Consider the following 15,587-nt stretch of genomic DNA (forward strand, 5'->3'; position numbering starts at 1 on the left):
ATGCGATGGCTACTAATCTCAAGCTGGTAGAGAAGGAAAAGGACGTGGACCGTCAAAAGGCGCTAGACGCTGCGCTTGCTCAAATCGATCGTGCTTTCGGCAAGGGGTCGGCGATGAAGCTGGGCCAGAAGGAAGCAATGCAGGTCGAATCGATTTCGACCGGTTCGTTGGGGCTGGATATCGCTCTCGGGATCGGCGGCTTGCCCAAGGGTCGCGTAATCGAAGTTTATGGCCCCGAAAGCTCGGGCAAGACCACGCTGGCGCTGCATGTCATTGCCGAGGCGCAGAAGGCGGGAGGCACCGCAGCTTTCGTCGATGCCGAACATGCTCTCGATCCGGTCTATGCCAAAAAGCTTGGCGTGGACGTAGACGAACTGATCGTCTCGCAGCCCGACACGGGCGAGCAGGCACTCGAAATTACCGACACTCTCGTGCGCTCCAACGCGATCGACGTGTTGGTGGTCGACTCGGTCGCGGCGCTTGTCCCCCGCGCCGAAATCGAAGGCGAGATGGGCGATTCGCACGTCGGCCTTCAAGCGCGGCTCATGTCCCAATCGCTGCGCAAGCTGACCGGGTCGATCAACCGTTCGAAATGCATGGTGATTTTCATCAACCAGCTGCGGATGAAGATCGGCGTGATGTACGGCAATCCGGAAACGACAACCGGCGGTAATGCGCTCAAGTTCTACGCCTCGGTTCGGCTTGATATCCGTCGCACCGGCCAGATCAAGGACCGCGACGAGGTGATCGGCAACTCGACTCGCGTGAAGGTGGTCAAGAACAAGGTTGCTCCGCCGTTCAAGCAGGTCGAATTCGACATCATGTATGGCGAGGGCATCTCGAAGATCGGCGAAATCCTCGATCTCGGGGTCAAGGCCGGGATCGTCGAGAAATCGGGAAGCTGGTATTCCTACGACAGCGTCCGCATCGGCCAGGGCCGCGAGAACGCCAAGGTTTACTTGAAGGAAAATCCTGAAGTTTGCGACCGGTTGGAAGCCGCCATTCGCGGCCGCACCGACGAGGTTGCCGAGGAGATGATGACGGGGCCGGACGCGGACTCCGACGACTGATCCTCAAGCGGGCAGTAGCTGCGCTTGCCGCGGCGCCCGGAAGACCGGAAAACCGGCGCATGCCAGCCCACCCCTAGGGCTTACGGCGGCGCCGGTTTTTCTGTGCTCGCCTCGAGCACATGAGGCAGAGCAGCATTAAGGCGCGGATGGCAACGGCACTTCGTCTCTCGTCGGGCACGTGGTGGCTTGTCGCGGGAGCACGCATTGCCTAACTGCGCTTGCATGACGTCTACCAACGATATTCGCCGGTCGTTTCTCGATTTCTTCGCGAAGGCCGATCACGCCGTGGTGCCGAGCGCACCGCTGGTGCCTTACAACGATCCGACGCTCATGTTCGTCAATGCGGGCATGGTGCCGTTCAAGAACGCTTTTACCGGTCTCGAAATCCCGCCCGCGCCGCGCGCCACCTCGTCGCAGAAATGCGTTCGTGCAGGCGGAAAGCACAACGATCTCGATAATGTCGGCTACACCGCGCGGCACCACACCTTCTTCGAGATGCTCGGCAACTTTTCGTTCGGCGACTATTTCAAGGAACAGGCGATCGAGAGCGCGTGGACGCTTCTGACCCGTGAATGGGGTCTCGACCCAGCGCGGTTGACCGCTACGGTCTATCATACCGACGACGAAGCCTTCGATCTCTGGCGCAAGATTTCCGGGCTTCCCGAAGAACGCATCATTCGCATCGCGACCAACGACAACTTCTGGTCGATGGGCGATACCGGCCCATGCGGGCCGTGTTCCGAGATATTCTACGACCATGGCGATCACATCCCCGGAGGCCCTCCGGGCAGCCCCGACGAGGACGGCGATCGCTTCGTCGAGATATGGAACCTCGTCTTCATGCAATTCGAACAGCAGGCGGACGGTACGCGGCTCGATTTGCCCAAGCCCTCGATCGACACAGGTATGGGGATCGAGCGCATTGCCGCGGTGATGCAGGGCGTTCACGACAATTACGACACCGATACCTTCAAGGCGCTCATCGCGGCGTCGGAGCAGCTTACGGGCGTTGCCGCAGAGGGCGACAACACGGCGAGCCATCGCGTGATCGCCGATCACCTTCGCTCGACGAGCTTCCTCATGGCCGATGGCGTGCTGCCTTCGAACGAAGGCCGTGGGTATGTGCTGCGGCGGATCATGCGCCGCGCAATGCGGCACGCACATCTGCTCGGCGCGAGCGAGCCGCTGATGCACCGGCTGGTGCCGAGCCTCGTTTCGGAAATGGGCCAGGCCTATCCCGAACTAGACCGTGGCCAGGCACTGATCGAGGAAGTGCTCGAGCGCGAGGAAACCCAGTTTCGCAAGACTCTCGAGAAGGGGCTCAAGCTCCTCGACGAGGCGACAGGCGACATGGCCGAGGGCGGCGAACTCGACGGCGAGACCGCCTTCAAACTCTACGACACATACGGTTTTCCGTACGACCTCACCGAAGACGCGCTGCGCGCCCGGGGCATCGGCGTCGACCGCGAGGGCTTCGACGCGGCGATGGAGCGACAGAAAGCTGCCGCACGCGCTGCATGGAAGGGTTCGGGCGAGGCTGCTTCCGACGAAGTGTGGTTCGACATCGCCGATCGCGAGGGCGCGACCGAGTTCACCGGCTACACCTCGACCGATGGCGAGGGCGTGGTCGTCGCGCTGATCAGCGACGGTTCGGAGGTTTCCGAAGCGGGCGAGGGCAGCGAAGTCCTGATCCTCACCAACCAGACGCCCTTCTATGGCGAGAGCGGCGGACAGGAAGGCGACACGGGCCGGATCTGGACCCCCGATGGCCTCGAGATCGATGTATCCGATACCTCGACGCCGCTCGGCAGGCTCCATGTCCACCACAGCAAGGTGGTGAGCGGTTCGATCAAGGTCGGCGATACCGTCCACCTCACCGTCGACAATGCGCGGCGCGACAAGGTGCGCGCCAACCATTCGGCCACGCACCTCGTCCATGCTGCGCTGCGTAACCAGCTTGGCGGGCATGTTACGCAAAAGGGCTCGCTCGTCGCGGAGGACCGCCTGCGGTTCGACTTCTCTCACCCCAAGGGGCTTACCGATGAGGACATCGCCGCGATCGAGGCCGAGGTGAACGCGGAAATCCGTGCCAACGAGCCGGTTTCCACGCGCCTGATGAGCCCCGACGACGCGGTCGAAGCCGGCGCGCTGGCGCTGTTCGGCGAAAAATACGGAGACGAGGTCCGGGTGCTCTCGATGGGGCGCAAGGGCGGCGAGGGCCGCAACTACTCGGTCGAACTGTGCGGCGGCACCCATGTGAAGGCCACCGGCGATATCGGTCTGTTCCGGATCGTCTCCGAAAGCGCGGTTTCTTCCGGGGTGCGCCGGATCGAGGCGCTTACCGGGGAAGCGGCGCGCGAGTGGCTGGTCGACCGCGAAGAGGCGCTAAAGTCGGCCGCCAGCGCAATCCGCGCGACGCCCGAGGAAGTGCCTGCACGCATCACAGCGCTGCTCGAAGAGCGCAAGCGGCTCGAGAAGGAACTGGCCGAGGCCAAGAAGGCTTTGGCGTTGGGCGGCGGAAATGCCGGCAGCGGCGCGTCGGCCTCGGCAGAAGAGGACATCGGCGGCGTGAAATTCAGCGGTCAGGTGATCGAGGGGCTCAATCCCAAGGAGCTACGCCCGCTGCTCGATGAGGCCAAGCACCGGCTCGGTTCTGGCATCGCTACGATCATCGCGGTGAACGACGGCAAGGCGAGCATTGCGGCAGCGGTGACGGACGATCTTACCGACAGGTTCAGCGCGGTCGATCTCGTGCGCGCGGGCGTGGAAGCGCTTGGCGGAAAGGGCGGCGGCGGTCGACCGGATATGGCCCAAGGCGGCGGTCCCGACGGCTCGAAAGCCGAAGACGCTATTGCCGCCGTGAAGGCTGTGCTCGCCGGTTAGATTTCTGCGGTCGTACTCGACGTTCGCAGCTTCGGCTTCTCTTTGAGGCCGCCGTCGCGTTCGAGCAGCTCGCGAAATTCGTCGCGCTTCTCGTGGATCGAAGCGATGACAGGCCCCATTGCCACGCCGATATCGACCAGGACCGCTTCCGACAATTGCAGAGAGCTCTCGAGGTTCTCGGGCACGGCATGGCTTGCCCCCGCGCGATAGAGTTGTGCGGCGTGGTCGGTATCGCGGGCACGGGCCACGATCAGAAGATCGGGATACTCGCTGCGCAGTTTTGCAACGAGGCGCTGAGCGAGCACAGGCTCGTCCATCGTCAGCACAACCGCCGGCGCCAGTTCGATGCCCAGGCGCACCAGCGCATCACCGCGCGCCGCATCGCCGAATGTTGCGCGGTATCCAGCGCGGATCGCCCGATCGATGATGTCGGGATCGGAATCCAGCATCACATAGGGTTGCTCGTGCGCCTTCATCATATCGGCGACCAGTCGACCGACGCGCCCACCGCCGATGATAATCGTGCGTGCATCGTCGTGGTCTTCCTCCGGCAATTCTGGGACCGCTTCGACCCGGCGGGCGATTACGCGGCCGAGCTTCGCCAGCAGCGGAGTGACCGTGAGGCCGATCGCGGTCACGATCTGCCAGAATTGCGCGGTTTCGGTGTCGATCACCATCGCGCTGGTAGCAGCGGCGAGCACGATCAGGGTCGTTTCGCTGGGGCTGGCCATCAGCACCCCGGTTTCGGCGGCGGTGCTCCGCCGTGCTCCCATCATCTTGAGGAGCGATCCGGTGACGATCGCCTTGAACACAAGCACACCCACCACCGCCAGAGCGATGTTGGTCCAGTCGGCGATGATCTGCATGATGTCGATGCTCATGCCGATGGTGATCAGGAAGATTCCCAGTGCGAGGCCTTTGAACGGCTCCATGATGCTCTCGACTTCGCCGTGGTATTCGGTCTCGGCGATAAGCAGGCCGGCGATCAACGCGCCGACGATGGGAGAGAGACCGGTAGCCGCAGTAGCAAGGCTCGCGCCGATGACGACCAGCAGTGATGCCGCGAGGAATAGCTCGGGGCTTTTGGTGCGCGCTGCCTGCGAGAACAGGCGCGGCAGGGCAAACCGCCCGACAACGAGAAGAATGAGGATGACCAACCCGCCGGCAAGGAGGGTGTCGGTAAGCCCGGTCCATCCTTCGTCCGAGGCATTGGGGGCGAGCGCACCGAGGATGAAGATGATCGGGACGATCATGATGTCCTCGAAAAGCAACATGGAAAGTGCGGCGCGTCCGACCGGGGATTTTGTTCCCGATATCGGCAGCACGATTGCCGTCGACGAGAAAGCGAGCGCGAAGCCGAGCGCCAGCGCCGCCGTTGTGCTCATCCCGCTGTAATACCCGAAGAAACCCGCCGAAATGCTTCCGATAATCAGCAGCTCGAGCGAGCCGAGTCCGAAAACCAGCTTTCGCATTTGCCACAGGCGGTTGAATGATAGCTCGAGCCCGATCGCGAACAGCAGAAGAATGATGCCGAAATCCGCGAACGGGGTTAATCGCTCGGGGTCGGATATGGTGACGTATTGGAGCCAGGGTATCTCCTCGACCAGGTGACCGAGACCGAACGGGCCGACCAGTACGCCGATCAGGATGAAGCCGATGATCGGCGTGATACGGAACCGTGTAAAAACCGGGATGACGATGCCCGCCGCGCCGAGGATGACCAGCGCGTCCTGCATAACGGGAGACATGGAGAGTTCGCCGGCCATATCGGAGACTTAGACTGCTCGTTTCATTGTGTCATCCGCCACCAGGCGTATGTGGACCGATTGGTTTCGTTGTGACGTCGGCGTCTTCCGGTGGCAGCCCGAGCGGATCGGAAATGTTGCCAACGCGCTTGTCCCATTCGATGCGGTAAAGATCGAACCGGCGATCATGCAGGTTCTGCACTGTGCCTTCGGCGCGGGCCCAGCTGAGATCGGCGAGATTGACGTCGCTGATGGTCAGCGTTTCGACATTCTCGCTTGCCTCGGCCGCGATGCCGTCGCGCGCGAAAGGGAAATCGCACGGGGTCAGAATGCAGCTTTGCGCATACTGGATGTCCATGTTGGCGACGTTGGGCAGGTTGCCGACATTACCGCTCATGACGACGTAACACTGGTTCTCGATTGCGCGCGCCTGAGCGCAATATCGCACTCGCATATAGCCCTGCCGGCTGTCTGTGCAGAACGGCACGAAGATGATCCGCGCGCCTTCATCGACGAGCCTGCGGGCAAGCTCGGGGAACTCGCTGTCGTAACAGATCAGCACACCGATCGGGCCGCAATCGGTCGGGATCGCATCGATGCTGTCGCCGCCTCTGATATTCCACCAGTAGGCCTCGTTAGGGGTGGGGTGGATCTTCTCCTGCGCGTGGATCGATCCGTCGCGCAGGCAGACATACGCCACATTGTGGATGTCGCCATCGGGCATCCGGGTCGGGTGCGAGCCGCCGATGATGTTGATGTTGAAGGAGAGTGCCATTTCCGACAGCCGCTTTCGGATGCGCGGCGTGTACTTGCTGAGCAGCTCGATCGATTCCTGTGGGGTCAGTTGCTTGTCCTCGGCGGATAGCAGCATCAGCGTGAACAGCTCGGGGAAAACAATGAAATCGCTTTCATAATCGGCGGCGACATCGACGAAGTACTCTACGTGCTTCATGAACTCGTCGAAGCCGCTCACGGCGCGCGCCTGAAGCTGACAGGTGGCGATCCGCACGCTTTCGACATCGCGGGGCAGGCGGTGCTTGGGCGGCGCGTCGATATCGACATAGGGGTTGCGCCAGACCATGCGCACCGCGTTCGCCTTGGATTGCTTGTCCTCGGGCAGATAGTCGCGAAGGATGCCGTGCGGCTCGAACCCGTTGGCGAGCTGGAAACGCAGCACGGGATCGTGGATCTTGGTGTCGATGACCTTCTGGAGATATTCTTCCGGGGTCTCGGCGCGATTGGTCTTGCGCTTCATCGCCCGTGCCAGGCCAGGCATCCGTCCACCGAAGACGATACCCTTCAGATCGAGCCTCTCGGCCAGCGCGCGGCGTTCCTCGTACAGCCGGCGCCCGAGCCGGGTGCCGCGCACGCCGGGATCGACGCACATTTCATAGCCGTAGAGCCAGTCGCCGGTCGGGTCGTGACGCGATCCGAAACCGTTTCCGGTCACCTCGTCCCAGGTGTGATCGGAGAGGGCAACGTTCTCGTCGAGCCGCATCGAGGCGCAATAGCCGACGATCTTGCCGTCCAGCTTGGCGATAAAACAGCCGTCGGAATAATTGTTGATTTGCCCGCGAATCTCACCCTGCGTGTAGGCGGGCAGATCGGCATAGGCGCGGCGAACGAGATCTCCGATCGCGCGCACATCCTTGAGTTTCGCCTGACGAACCTCGAGGCGGGCTTTGCGGCGGGTTTCGGTCATTCGGTGGAAGTCCTCGTCGCAATGATAAAGGGCGGCACGTTGCGCACAACGCCCGCCCTTTCTCTACGCCGCGCGAGCGCGCGGGTTCCTGTGGGAGCCGGAGCGATCAGGCTGCCTTGGCCATTTCCTTCTCGAGATTTGTGACGATCGCCTCGAAGAACTGCTCCGTGGTCAGCCAGTTCTGGCCGGGACCGATCAGCAGTGCGAGATCCTTCGTCATCTGGCCATTCTCGACCGTCTGGATGCACACGCGCTCGAGAGTTTCGGCGAACTTCACAACTTCCGGCGTGCCGTCGAACTTGCCGCGATACATAAGGCCGCGCGTCCAGGCGAAGATCGAGGCGATCGGGTTGGTCGAGGTCGCCTTGCCCTGCTGGTGCTGGCGATAGTGGCGAGTGACGGTGCCGTGCGCGGCCTCGGCTTCGACGGTCTTGCCATCGGGCGTCATCAGCACCGAGGTCATCAGGCCGAGCGAGCCGAATCCCTGCGCCACGGTATCCGACTGCACGTCGCCATCGTAGTTCTTGCACGCCCAGACGAACTTGCCGCTCCACTTCAGCGCGGAGGCGACCATGTCGTCGATCAGGCGGTGTTCGTAAGTGATGCCGGCGGCGTCGAACTTGTCCTTGAATTCGTTCTCGAACACTTCCTCGAACAGGTCCTTGAAGCGGCCATCGTACTTTTTGAGGATGGTGTTTTTGGTCGACAGGTAAACCGGCCAGCCGCGGTCGAGACCGTAATTCATCGAAGCGCGGGCGAATGCCCGGATCGAATCGTCAAGGTTGTACATCGCCATCGCGACGCCCGAGCTTTCGAACTCGAACACGTCAATATCGATGTTTTCGCCGTTTTCGCCTTCGAAGACGAGACGCAGCTTGCCCGGACCGGGGATCAGCGTGTCCTTGGCGCGATACTGGTCACCGAAGGCGTGGCGACCGACGACGATCGGATCAGTCCAGCCCGGGACGAGACGCGGCACGTTGTCGATCACGATCGGCTCACGGAACACCACACCGCCCAGAATATTGCGGATCGTCCCGTTGGGGCTGACCCACATTTTCTTGAGGTTGAATTCCTCGACGCGGGCTTCGTCCGGAGTGATGGTGGCGCATTTCACGCCGACGCCATGTTCCTTGATCGCATTGGCAGCATCGATGGTGATCTGATCGTCGGTCTCGTCGCGCTTTTCGATCGAGAGGTCGTAATATTTAAGATCGATATCGAGATAGGGCAGGATCAGGCGCTCGCGGATCCACTGCCAGATGATCTTGGTCATCTCGTCGCCATCGAGTTCGACAACCGGGTTTACGACTTTGATTTTCTGCATGGCCAGCGCCTCATCCTTCTTGGACTACCTGAATTCGATAGGATGTCTGAATTGATCCCTTGCGAGGCGCTCTAGCAGAGGATCGCAGGCTTTCAAGGCGCGCACCGGCCAGAAATGCGAAAAGGCGCCGCTCTCGCGACGCCTTTCGGCCTTCACACGATGGTGGGCGTAGGAAGAGTTGAACTTCCGACCCCTGCGATGTCAACACAGTGCTCTACCACTGAGCTATACGCCCGATCCATCGGATGGTCCGCCGGTTTCCCGGACGGGAGCGGCCCATTAACGCGCCGCCGGGAAACGTGCAAGAGCTAAGCGTTCGCCGTCGCGCGATTTTGGAGCGATCAGAGGCTCGCTTCGCGCTGGTCCTCGAATACGCGCTCTACTTCGAGCACGAGGTCGCGCAGGTGGAAAGGCTTCGAGAGCACCTTTGCGTGCGGCTGTTCGCGGCTGGCACGTAGCGAAACCGCTGCAAATCCTGTGATGAACATCACCTTGGTGCGCGGAGAAATCTCGGCGCAGCGCTGCGCCAGTTCGATCCCGTCCATCTCCGGCATCACGATGTCGGAGAGAAGCAGGTCGAAATGCTCCGCTTCGAGAAGAGGAATCGCGTCGGTCCCGCGGTCGACCGTGCTCACTTCGTAGCCGGCATTTACGAGCGCGCGCTCGAGATAGGTGCGCATGGCTTCTTCATCCTCCGCCAGGAGGATTCGGGGGGCGAGATTCATCGTCATGCGAGCGCGGTACCAGAGTGGAATTAAGAAATCCTACTAAGGATGAGTGTTGCCCATAATCGGGACGGGTTGGCAGGAAAGTGCAAACAGCCGGGAGGCCGAGGGCCGGACACACACGCTGAATTCACCCGGCGTGCAGTTTTCCGGCTTTGACTCGGGCTGCGATTGCGGGCAGCTACTGCCGACAATGAGCCCCTCGAAGCACTCCAGACGGCGCGGCGCAACAAAGGCCGGCCACATCGCCTCGCCGTTTAAGGGCGAATTGCGCAGCGTGAAGGGCGGAGCGGTCGCAGGCGAAGGCGGCGATGGCAATATGGGACCGGCCTTTACGCATGTCGCACCGCCTTCGATGCCGCTGCCGGTTCTCATCGCGGTTCCCCATGCAGGGCGGGTCTATCCTGCTGAAACGCTGGCGCAGATGCGCGATGCCGAACTCAGCCAGCTCCGGCTCGAGGATCGGCATGTCGACCAGCTGGGAGTCGCGATTGCAAAGGCGACGGGAACCGGGCTGATGGTGGCGCATGCTCCGCGCGCGATGCTCGATCTCAATCGGGCGCACGACGATGTCGATTGGGAGATGATTGCAAGGCCGGGGCGCCGTACAAGCAAACCCGAACCTTCGCTGACCTGCACCAATGCCCGTGCTCGCAGTGGACTGGGGTTGGTGCCGAGGCGATTGCCCGGATTCGGTGAAATCTGGCGTGAGAAGCTCTGTCGCGAGGAGCTCGATCGGCGAATCGACCGAATTCATCGACCGTATCACACCTATCTCGCCCGCGAACTGGAACGAATCCGTAATTCATGGGGCGCGGCGCTACTGATCGACCTTCACTCTATGCCGCCGCTCCGGCGTCAGCGGGGGCAGGATCACACTCCGCGGATCGTGCTGGGCGACCGCTTCGGGGCGTCTTGCCACGGCAGCCTGATTGCGCGTGCGATGGGCTTTCTCGGCGATCACGGTTGTCCCGTTGCCCACAACCGGCCCTATTCGGGCGGATATGTGCTGGACCGTCATGCATCGCCGATGCGGGGGCTGCATGCGATCCAGGTCGAAGTGTGCCGGTCGGCCTATCTCGACGACCGTTTGGCGGAACCGACCGAAGCTCTTGAACCCCTCGCGTCGATGCTTGCGGGCATGGTGCGCGAACTCGGGGCGGAGACAGCACATCTTGGAGCATCGGGGCACATGGCACAGGCCGCCGAGTAAACGGGAATTCGTCTCAGAAGGGTTGATTAACCCTCTGACAGACAAGAAAAAACCACCTCGCGCAAGGGGGCGCGCGAGGTGGCCAAGGTTCAGGGAGGACTGCGCCTTACGGCGCAGCTGCAGACGGCTTTGAGGGGGGTACGCCGCCTGCATTCCATAAATAAGAATACGGCGGAGCGCCTTCAAGGGACGCTCCGCCGGAAATTGTCTCGATCCAGCCTCTTTTGGAAGACTGGGAAAGGTCAGGCGTCGGCAGGTGCCGCTGCGCCGTTGGCGTTCGGCGTGGGGACCTTGCCCTGGGCCGATTGCCGTTCGAAGATCGTGCGCATCAGGTTGAGCGAGAACAGGTGGGCGTGGATCAGCATGGCGATGCCGCTCTTGTTCATCTCTTCGACCGTCGCGGCCGGAAGCTCGCGCAGCTTCTTTTCGTCGACCATGCGGAATCCGCGATAAACGAACGGCTTGTCGGGCATATCGTTGCGTGTGATCGCGATTTCGCCGTCCATCAGAATATCGAGCTTTTTCAATTCGTCTAGGAACTGGCGGGTGCGCTGGCCGGCCTCTTCAAACTTCTTGCAGAAATCCAGTACGTTCTGGGTGTACTCGGTCGGCTCGCCGTTCTCGAACAGAGCGTTGCCGTCATCGCGCTTGCCGATTACGCCTGCGGACGGGTCGAAGCACAGCGACATATCTTCGCTGTCCTTTTGCAACTTGGCGAGCATGAACGGGAACCGGCGGACATAGGCTGGGACATAGACGCCCGCTTCGAGCTTGTTGTCCTTGTCGATGAAGGTGTTGACGCCTTCATTGAGGCCAAACAGCGCGATCGGCAGCGGGTTGTCGCCCGCAGTGAACACGATCGGGTAATTGCGCTGCGCATCGACGAATTCGTCAACAGTCAGAGGAATTGCGTGCGTGCTGGCAAGGAAATTGGCGTTCTCGAAGGATCCGGCCTTCCAGTCCGAATGATCGCGACTGTTGAGCGGAAGCAGGTCTTTGTAGAACAGCGGGAGTTGCGGCTGCGGCGCGCTGGCCATGAATTTTCTCCGGAAGATTTAGCGTTGAAGTCTTAGGTCGCGGCCGTCGAGGATCCCGTGCTGGCCGTTCGCGGCGCGCTTTAGGCTGTTGCAACGCCCGGCGCAAGCCGGGGGCGGTCAAGCGGGCACGAGCTTGCCCGGATTGAGCAGGCCCTGCGGATCGAGCGCCTGCTTCACCCTTCGCATGATGGAGAGCGCCACCGGGTCGCCAAGTCGCCCGAGTTCGCCGACTTTCATCTGGCCGATGCCATGTTCGGCGCTGATCGATCCGCCCCATTCGGTGACCAGGTCATATACCCGGGCGCTGATCTGCTTGCCTTCGCCTTCTTCCCATCTGCCGGGAACTGCACCCTCGGGGGCGATGATGTGGAAGTGTACGTTTCCGTCTCCAAGGTGCCCGAAAGCGACCCCGCGCGTGCCGGGGAAAGCCTGCTCGATTTCCGGAATGGCGGTGAGGATGAATTCGGGCATCTTCTCGACCGGCACCGAGATATCGTGCTGCATCGCCGGGCCGAGCGCGCGTTCGGCGGCGGAAATCGAATCGCGCAGCAGCCAGAAGGTCTCCGACTGGCTCTCGTTGGCGGCCAGGACGGCATCCGAAAGCATTTCCGCTTCCATCGCATCGGCGAGCACCTGTTCGAGCCGCGCGCGCAACTCGTCGCTATCGCCATCGCTGGATACGCATTCGATCAGCGCGTTCCATGCGTATCGCTGGTCGAGGGGAGGGCGGGCGTCGGGCAAATGGTCGAGCACGCTTTCAAGGCATTGGTCCGGCACCACCTCGAAGCCTTCGAGCGCATCGCCCATCGCCCTGTCGACATGCCGCAGCAACGCGCGAGCAGCGGTGATTGACGGCAGGCCGATCCACGCGGTGGCCCGCGCCGAAACCGCGGGGAGGAGCCGCAGCGTCGCGGCGGTCACGATCCCGAGCGTCCCCTCTGACCCGATAAGCAATTGCTTGAGGTCGAACCCGCGATTGTCCTTTTTGAGAGCGGTCAACCCGTCGAACATGCTTCCGTCGGCGAGAACCGCTTCGATCCCGAGCACTTGTGCGCGCATGGTGCCGTGGCGCAGGACCTGCGTACCTCCGGCGTTGGTCGAAACGAGCCCGCCGATCGTCGCCGACCCTTTTCCGCCGAGAGTGAGCGGGAAGCGCATATCCGCTGCCTCGGCCGCTTCGTGCAGGGTTTGGAGGATCACCCCGGCCTCGCATACGCACTGGCCCGTTTGCGCGTCGAGCGCGCGGATCGTGTTCATGCGGCGGAGCGAGAGCAAGATCTCGTCGCCGCTGGAATCGGGTGTTGCGCCGCCCGCCATGCCGCTGTTGCCTCCTTGAGGCACGATCGGGATGCGGTGCTTCGCACACAGTTTGACAAGCGCGGCGACCTCTGCGGTCGTCGCCGGAGAGGCAAGCGCCATTGCCCGCCCCGTGTAGCGCCCGCGCCAGTCGGTAAGCCAAGGCGAAAGCAGTTCCGGGTCCGTCGCCAACCCCTTCGGACCAAGCAGGTCTTTGGCTTCCTCCAGGAAGGTGTCTTGCTGTGTAGTCAGGCTCGTCATAGTGGCCTCTATGTCACAGCTTGGCGTGATAGTGCCAGTCGCTAGCGCCAAAGCGAGCGGGCAGTTAAGCCAAGGTTCAATCGTTTCCGCTAGGGATGCGGGCATTGAGTTGGATCGCGTAGGCACCCTCACGGTGCCGATCGCAAGGAGGATTTTCCGCATACATGCCGAGCCTGCTCGCCCTGGCAACGCCGCTGGCGCTGTTGCTGCCCCTGCTCGGGCCGAGCAGCGCGGGTGCACCGGCGGCGATGATGGCGGGGAGCGGAAAAAGCCCTGCTCCGGAAGTCTCGGCCCGCGAGCCGATCATCTACGGACAGAGCGGTCTCGTTGCCCCGCTGGATGCCTTCAATGACGAACAGACCGTGCGTCAGATCCGGATCGAGCAGCGGGTGATCGTCCGGATTTCCCCCCGCCAGTCGCGCAATCGCAACGAATTGCTGGCCCAGCTGCCGCAGGAATCGCTCAGGACCCGTTACGAAGAACGCAAAATGGAGAAGTGCCTACCGGTGAACCGCATCGCCGGGGTACAAACCGGCAGCGGCAATCGCCTGCTGCTATTCATGCGCGATAACCGGATCGTTTCAGTGAACCTGGAAAAGGCCTGCCGCGCGAGGGATTTCTACTCGGGCTTCTACGTGGAACGGAACGAAGACGGGCAATTGTGCGTCGACCGTGACGAGCTGCAATCGCGCAGCGGCGCGAAGTGCGAAGTCGAGCGGATGCGTCAGCTGGTGGCAGTCGAGGACTGACGCGACGCTTGCCATCGCGCGTGCGCCTTCGTGATTCTTGACTTTCCGGACAATTTTCCGCAGAGGCGGCGCGCCCCTTGCGGCTCCTTACGAATGGGAGCGCGGATGAGGGCATTTTACACATGGCGGCCCACGCGCCGCCTTATCCGGACATTACGATACGCATGACCTTCGCCGATCTCGGCCTTTCGCCTGAATTGCTCAAAGCCGTCGAGGACGCGGGCTATACCGAGCCGACTCCTATCCAGGCCGAGGCAATCCCCGCAGTCCTTATGATGAAGGACCTGATCGGTATCGCGCAGACCGGCACCGGCAAAACCGCGAGCTTCGTGCTGCCGATGATCGATGTGATGGCCGCCGGGCGCCGCCGCGCGCTTATGCCGCGTTCGCTGATCCTCGCGCCAACGCGTGAATTGGCCGCACAGGTCGCCGAGAATTTCGAGAAGTACGGCAAGAACCACGATCTCAAGCTCGTTCTGCTGATCGGCGGGGTGCAGATGGGCGACCAGCTCAAGGCGCTCGACGAAGGCGTCGATGTGCTGATCGCGACGCCGGGCCGGATGATGGACCTGTTCGAGCGCGGCAAGATCCTGCTTTCGGGCTGCGAGCTGCTGGTGATCGACGAAGCCGACCGGATGCTCGACATGGGCTTTATTCCCGACATCGAGTTTATCTGCTCGAAGCTGCCTGAAACTCGTCAAACGATGCTGTTTTCGGCCACGATGCCGCCGCCGATCGAGAAACTGGCTAAGAAGTTTCTGAACAATCCGAAGAGGATCGAGGTCAGCCGCCGAGCATCGACAAACGAGAATATCACCGCGTTCAAGATCCCGGTGCAGGCTCGCAAGAAGCGCGAGACGCTGGAATGGCTGCTTGCCAACGATCAGGTCGAGACGGCGATCATCTTCGCCAACCGCAAGACCACCGTTCGCGAGCTCAACAAGCATTTGCAGAAGCGGGGCTTTGCGAGCGGAGAGATCCATGGCGACATGGACCAGTCGAGCCGGATCAAGGAGCTCGACCGTTTCAAGGCCGGCGATGTCAACATCCTGGTCGCTTCCGACGTCGCCGCGCGCGGGCTCGACATCAAGGGCGTCTCGCATGTCTTCAACTTCGACACGCCCTGGCACCCGGACGACTATGTCCATCGCATCGGTCGCACAGGTCGGGCAGGGGCCAAGGGTCGAGCTTTCACCTTCGTCGCCGATGAGGACGCCGAGGCAATCGCCAATGTCGAGAAGCTGACCGGCAGCAAGATCAAGGTCTTCGGCAAGGAAGACGTGCGCGTCGAACTCGCCGGTGCAGCAGGTGAAACGAAGGAAGACAAGCCGAAACGCTCGCGTGCCCGCAAGCAGGATGATGAACGCGAGGAGGCTCCTTCCAAGCCCAAATCCAAGCCCGCGCCCAAGCGCGAGAGGGCTCCGCGCAAAGAGAAGGCGGACGAAAAGCCCGAGCAGGAGCGCAAGCCGCGCCGCCGCCGGGATGAGGATAGCGATCCCGGCTCGGCAGACGAATGGAACGGTCCGAAGCCGGGCTTCCTCGACGTCGGTTTCGGCGGCTGAGGGGAGGGGCGGGAACC

The 15,587-nt window shown here is 62.1% G+C and carries 11 protein-coding genes and 1 tRNA gene; 5 read left to right on the forward strand and 7 right to left on the reverse strand.

All coding sequences use genetic code 11. From position 1 onward, the window contains the following. Window positions 1-5: 5 nt before the first annotated feature. Window positions 6-1,070 carry a recombinase RecA gene (gene recA / locus ACI5KX_RS07385; protein ID WP_406810027.1) on the forward strand — a complete coding sequence of 355 codons (1,065 nt, stop codon included), beginning with the start codon at window positions 6-8 and terminating at the stop codon, window positions 1,068-1,070. Window positions 1,071-1,292: 222 nt separating this feature from the next. Further along, window positions 1,293-3,953 (forward strand): alanine--tRNA ligase, encoded by a 2,661-nt coding sequence (gene alaS, locus ACI5KX_RS07390; protein ID WP_406810028.1) that lies wholly within the window; start codon window positions 1,293-1,295, stop codon window positions 3,951-3,953. On the opposite strand, the gene ACI5KX_RS07395 is transcribed toward alaS, so the two are convergent. From ACI5KX_RS07395 to cpdR, 5 genes are all read right to left on the reverse strand, one after another. Then, window positions 3,950-5,719 (reverse strand): cation:proton antiporter, encoded by a 1,770-nt coding sequence (locus tag ACI5KX_RS07395; protein ID WP_406810029.1) that lies wholly within the window; start codon window positions 5,717-5,719, stop codon window positions 3,950-3,952. The two genes, alaS and ACI5KX_RS07395, sit on opposite strands and share 4 nt — an antisense overlap. Before the next feature lie 31 nt (window positions 5,720-5,750). Further along, window positions 5,751-7,400 carry a GNAT family N-acetyltransferase gene (locus ACI5KX_RS07400; RefSeq protein ID WP_406810030.1) on the reverse strand — a complete coding sequence of 550 codons (1,650 nt, stop codon included), beginning with the start codon at window positions 7,398-7,400 and terminating at the stop codon, window positions 5,751-5,753. A 106-nt stretch (window positions 7,401-7,506) separates the two neighbouring features. Continuing rightward, the gene (locus ACI5KX_RS07405) at window positions 7,507-8,727 is read right to left on the reverse strand and encodes an NADP-dependent isocitrate dehydrogenase (RefSeq protein ID WP_406810031.1); all 1,221 of its coding nucleotides are present in this window, start codon (window positions 8,725-8,727) and stop codon (window positions 7,507-7,509) included. A gap of 160 nt (window positions 8,728-8,887) precedes the next feature. Continuing rightward, window positions 8,888-8,962: transfer RNA gene (locus ACI5KX_RS07410), tRNA-Val, on the reverse strand. Window positions 8,963-9,068: 106 nt separating this feature from the next. Further along, window positions 9,069-9,458 carry a cell cycle two-component system response regulator CpdR gene (gene cpdR, locus ACI5KX_RS07415; protein WP_406810032.1) on the reverse strand — a complete coding sequence of 130 codons (390 nt, stop codon included), beginning with the start codon at window positions 9,456-9,458 and terminating at the stop codon, window positions 9,069-9,071. Between the two features lie 187 nt (window positions 9,459-9,645). Here cpdR and ACI5KX_RS07420 point away from each other — a divergent pair, with 187 nt between their 5' ends. Then, window positions 9,646-10,665: an N-formylglutamate amidohydrolase gene (locus ACI5KX_RS07420; RefSeq protein ID WP_406810033.1), complete on the forward strand. Its 1,020-nt coding sequence runs from the start codon at window positions 9,646-9,648 to the stop codon at window positions 10,663-10,665. A 242-nt stretch (window positions 10,666-10,907) separates the two neighbouring features. Here ACI5KX_RS07420 and ACI5KX_RS07425 read toward each other — a convergent pair whose 3' ends face one another. Both ACI5KX_RS07425 and ACI5KX_RS07430 read right to left on the reverse strand, forming a co-directional pair. Further along, window positions 10,908-11,702: a SapC family protein gene (locus tag ACI5KX_RS07425; protein WP_406810034.1), complete on the reverse strand. Its 795-nt coding sequence runs from the start codon at window positions 11,700-11,702 to the stop codon at window positions 10,908-10,910. A 117-nt stretch (window positions 11,703-11,819) separates the two neighbouring features. Beyond that, the gene (locus ACI5KX_RS07430) at window positions 11,820-13,259 is read right to left on the reverse strand and encodes an FAD-binding oxidoreductase (protein WP_406810035.1); all 1,440 of its coding nucleotides are present in this window, start codon (window positions 13,257-13,259) and stop codon (window positions 11,820-11,822) included. Window positions 13,260-13,423: 164 nt separating this feature from the next. Between ACI5KX_RS07430 and ACI5KX_RS07435 the strand changes: the two genes are divergently transcribed. After that, entirely contained in the window at window positions 13,424-14,008 is a 585-nt protein-coding gene (locus ACI5KX_RS07435) for a hypothetical protein (protein ID WP_406810036.1), read from the forward strand. Between the two features lie 164 nt (window positions 14,009-14,172). Continuing rightward, complete coding sequence (locus ACI5KX_RS07440; RefSeq protein ID WP_406811339.1) at window positions 14,173-15,570, forward strand: DEAD/DEAH box helicase; 1,398 nt, start codon at window positions 14,173-14,175, stop codon at window positions 15,568-15,570. The last annotated feature ends 17 nt before the right edge of the window (window positions 15,571-15,587 follow it).

Origin of the sequence: Erythrobacter sp. GH1-10, assembly GCF_045363165.1 — a bacterium.
In the GTDB taxonomy this organism is placed as follows: domain Bacteria; phylum Pseudomonadota; class Alphaproteobacteria; order Sphingomonadales; family Sphingomonadaceae; genus Erythrobacter.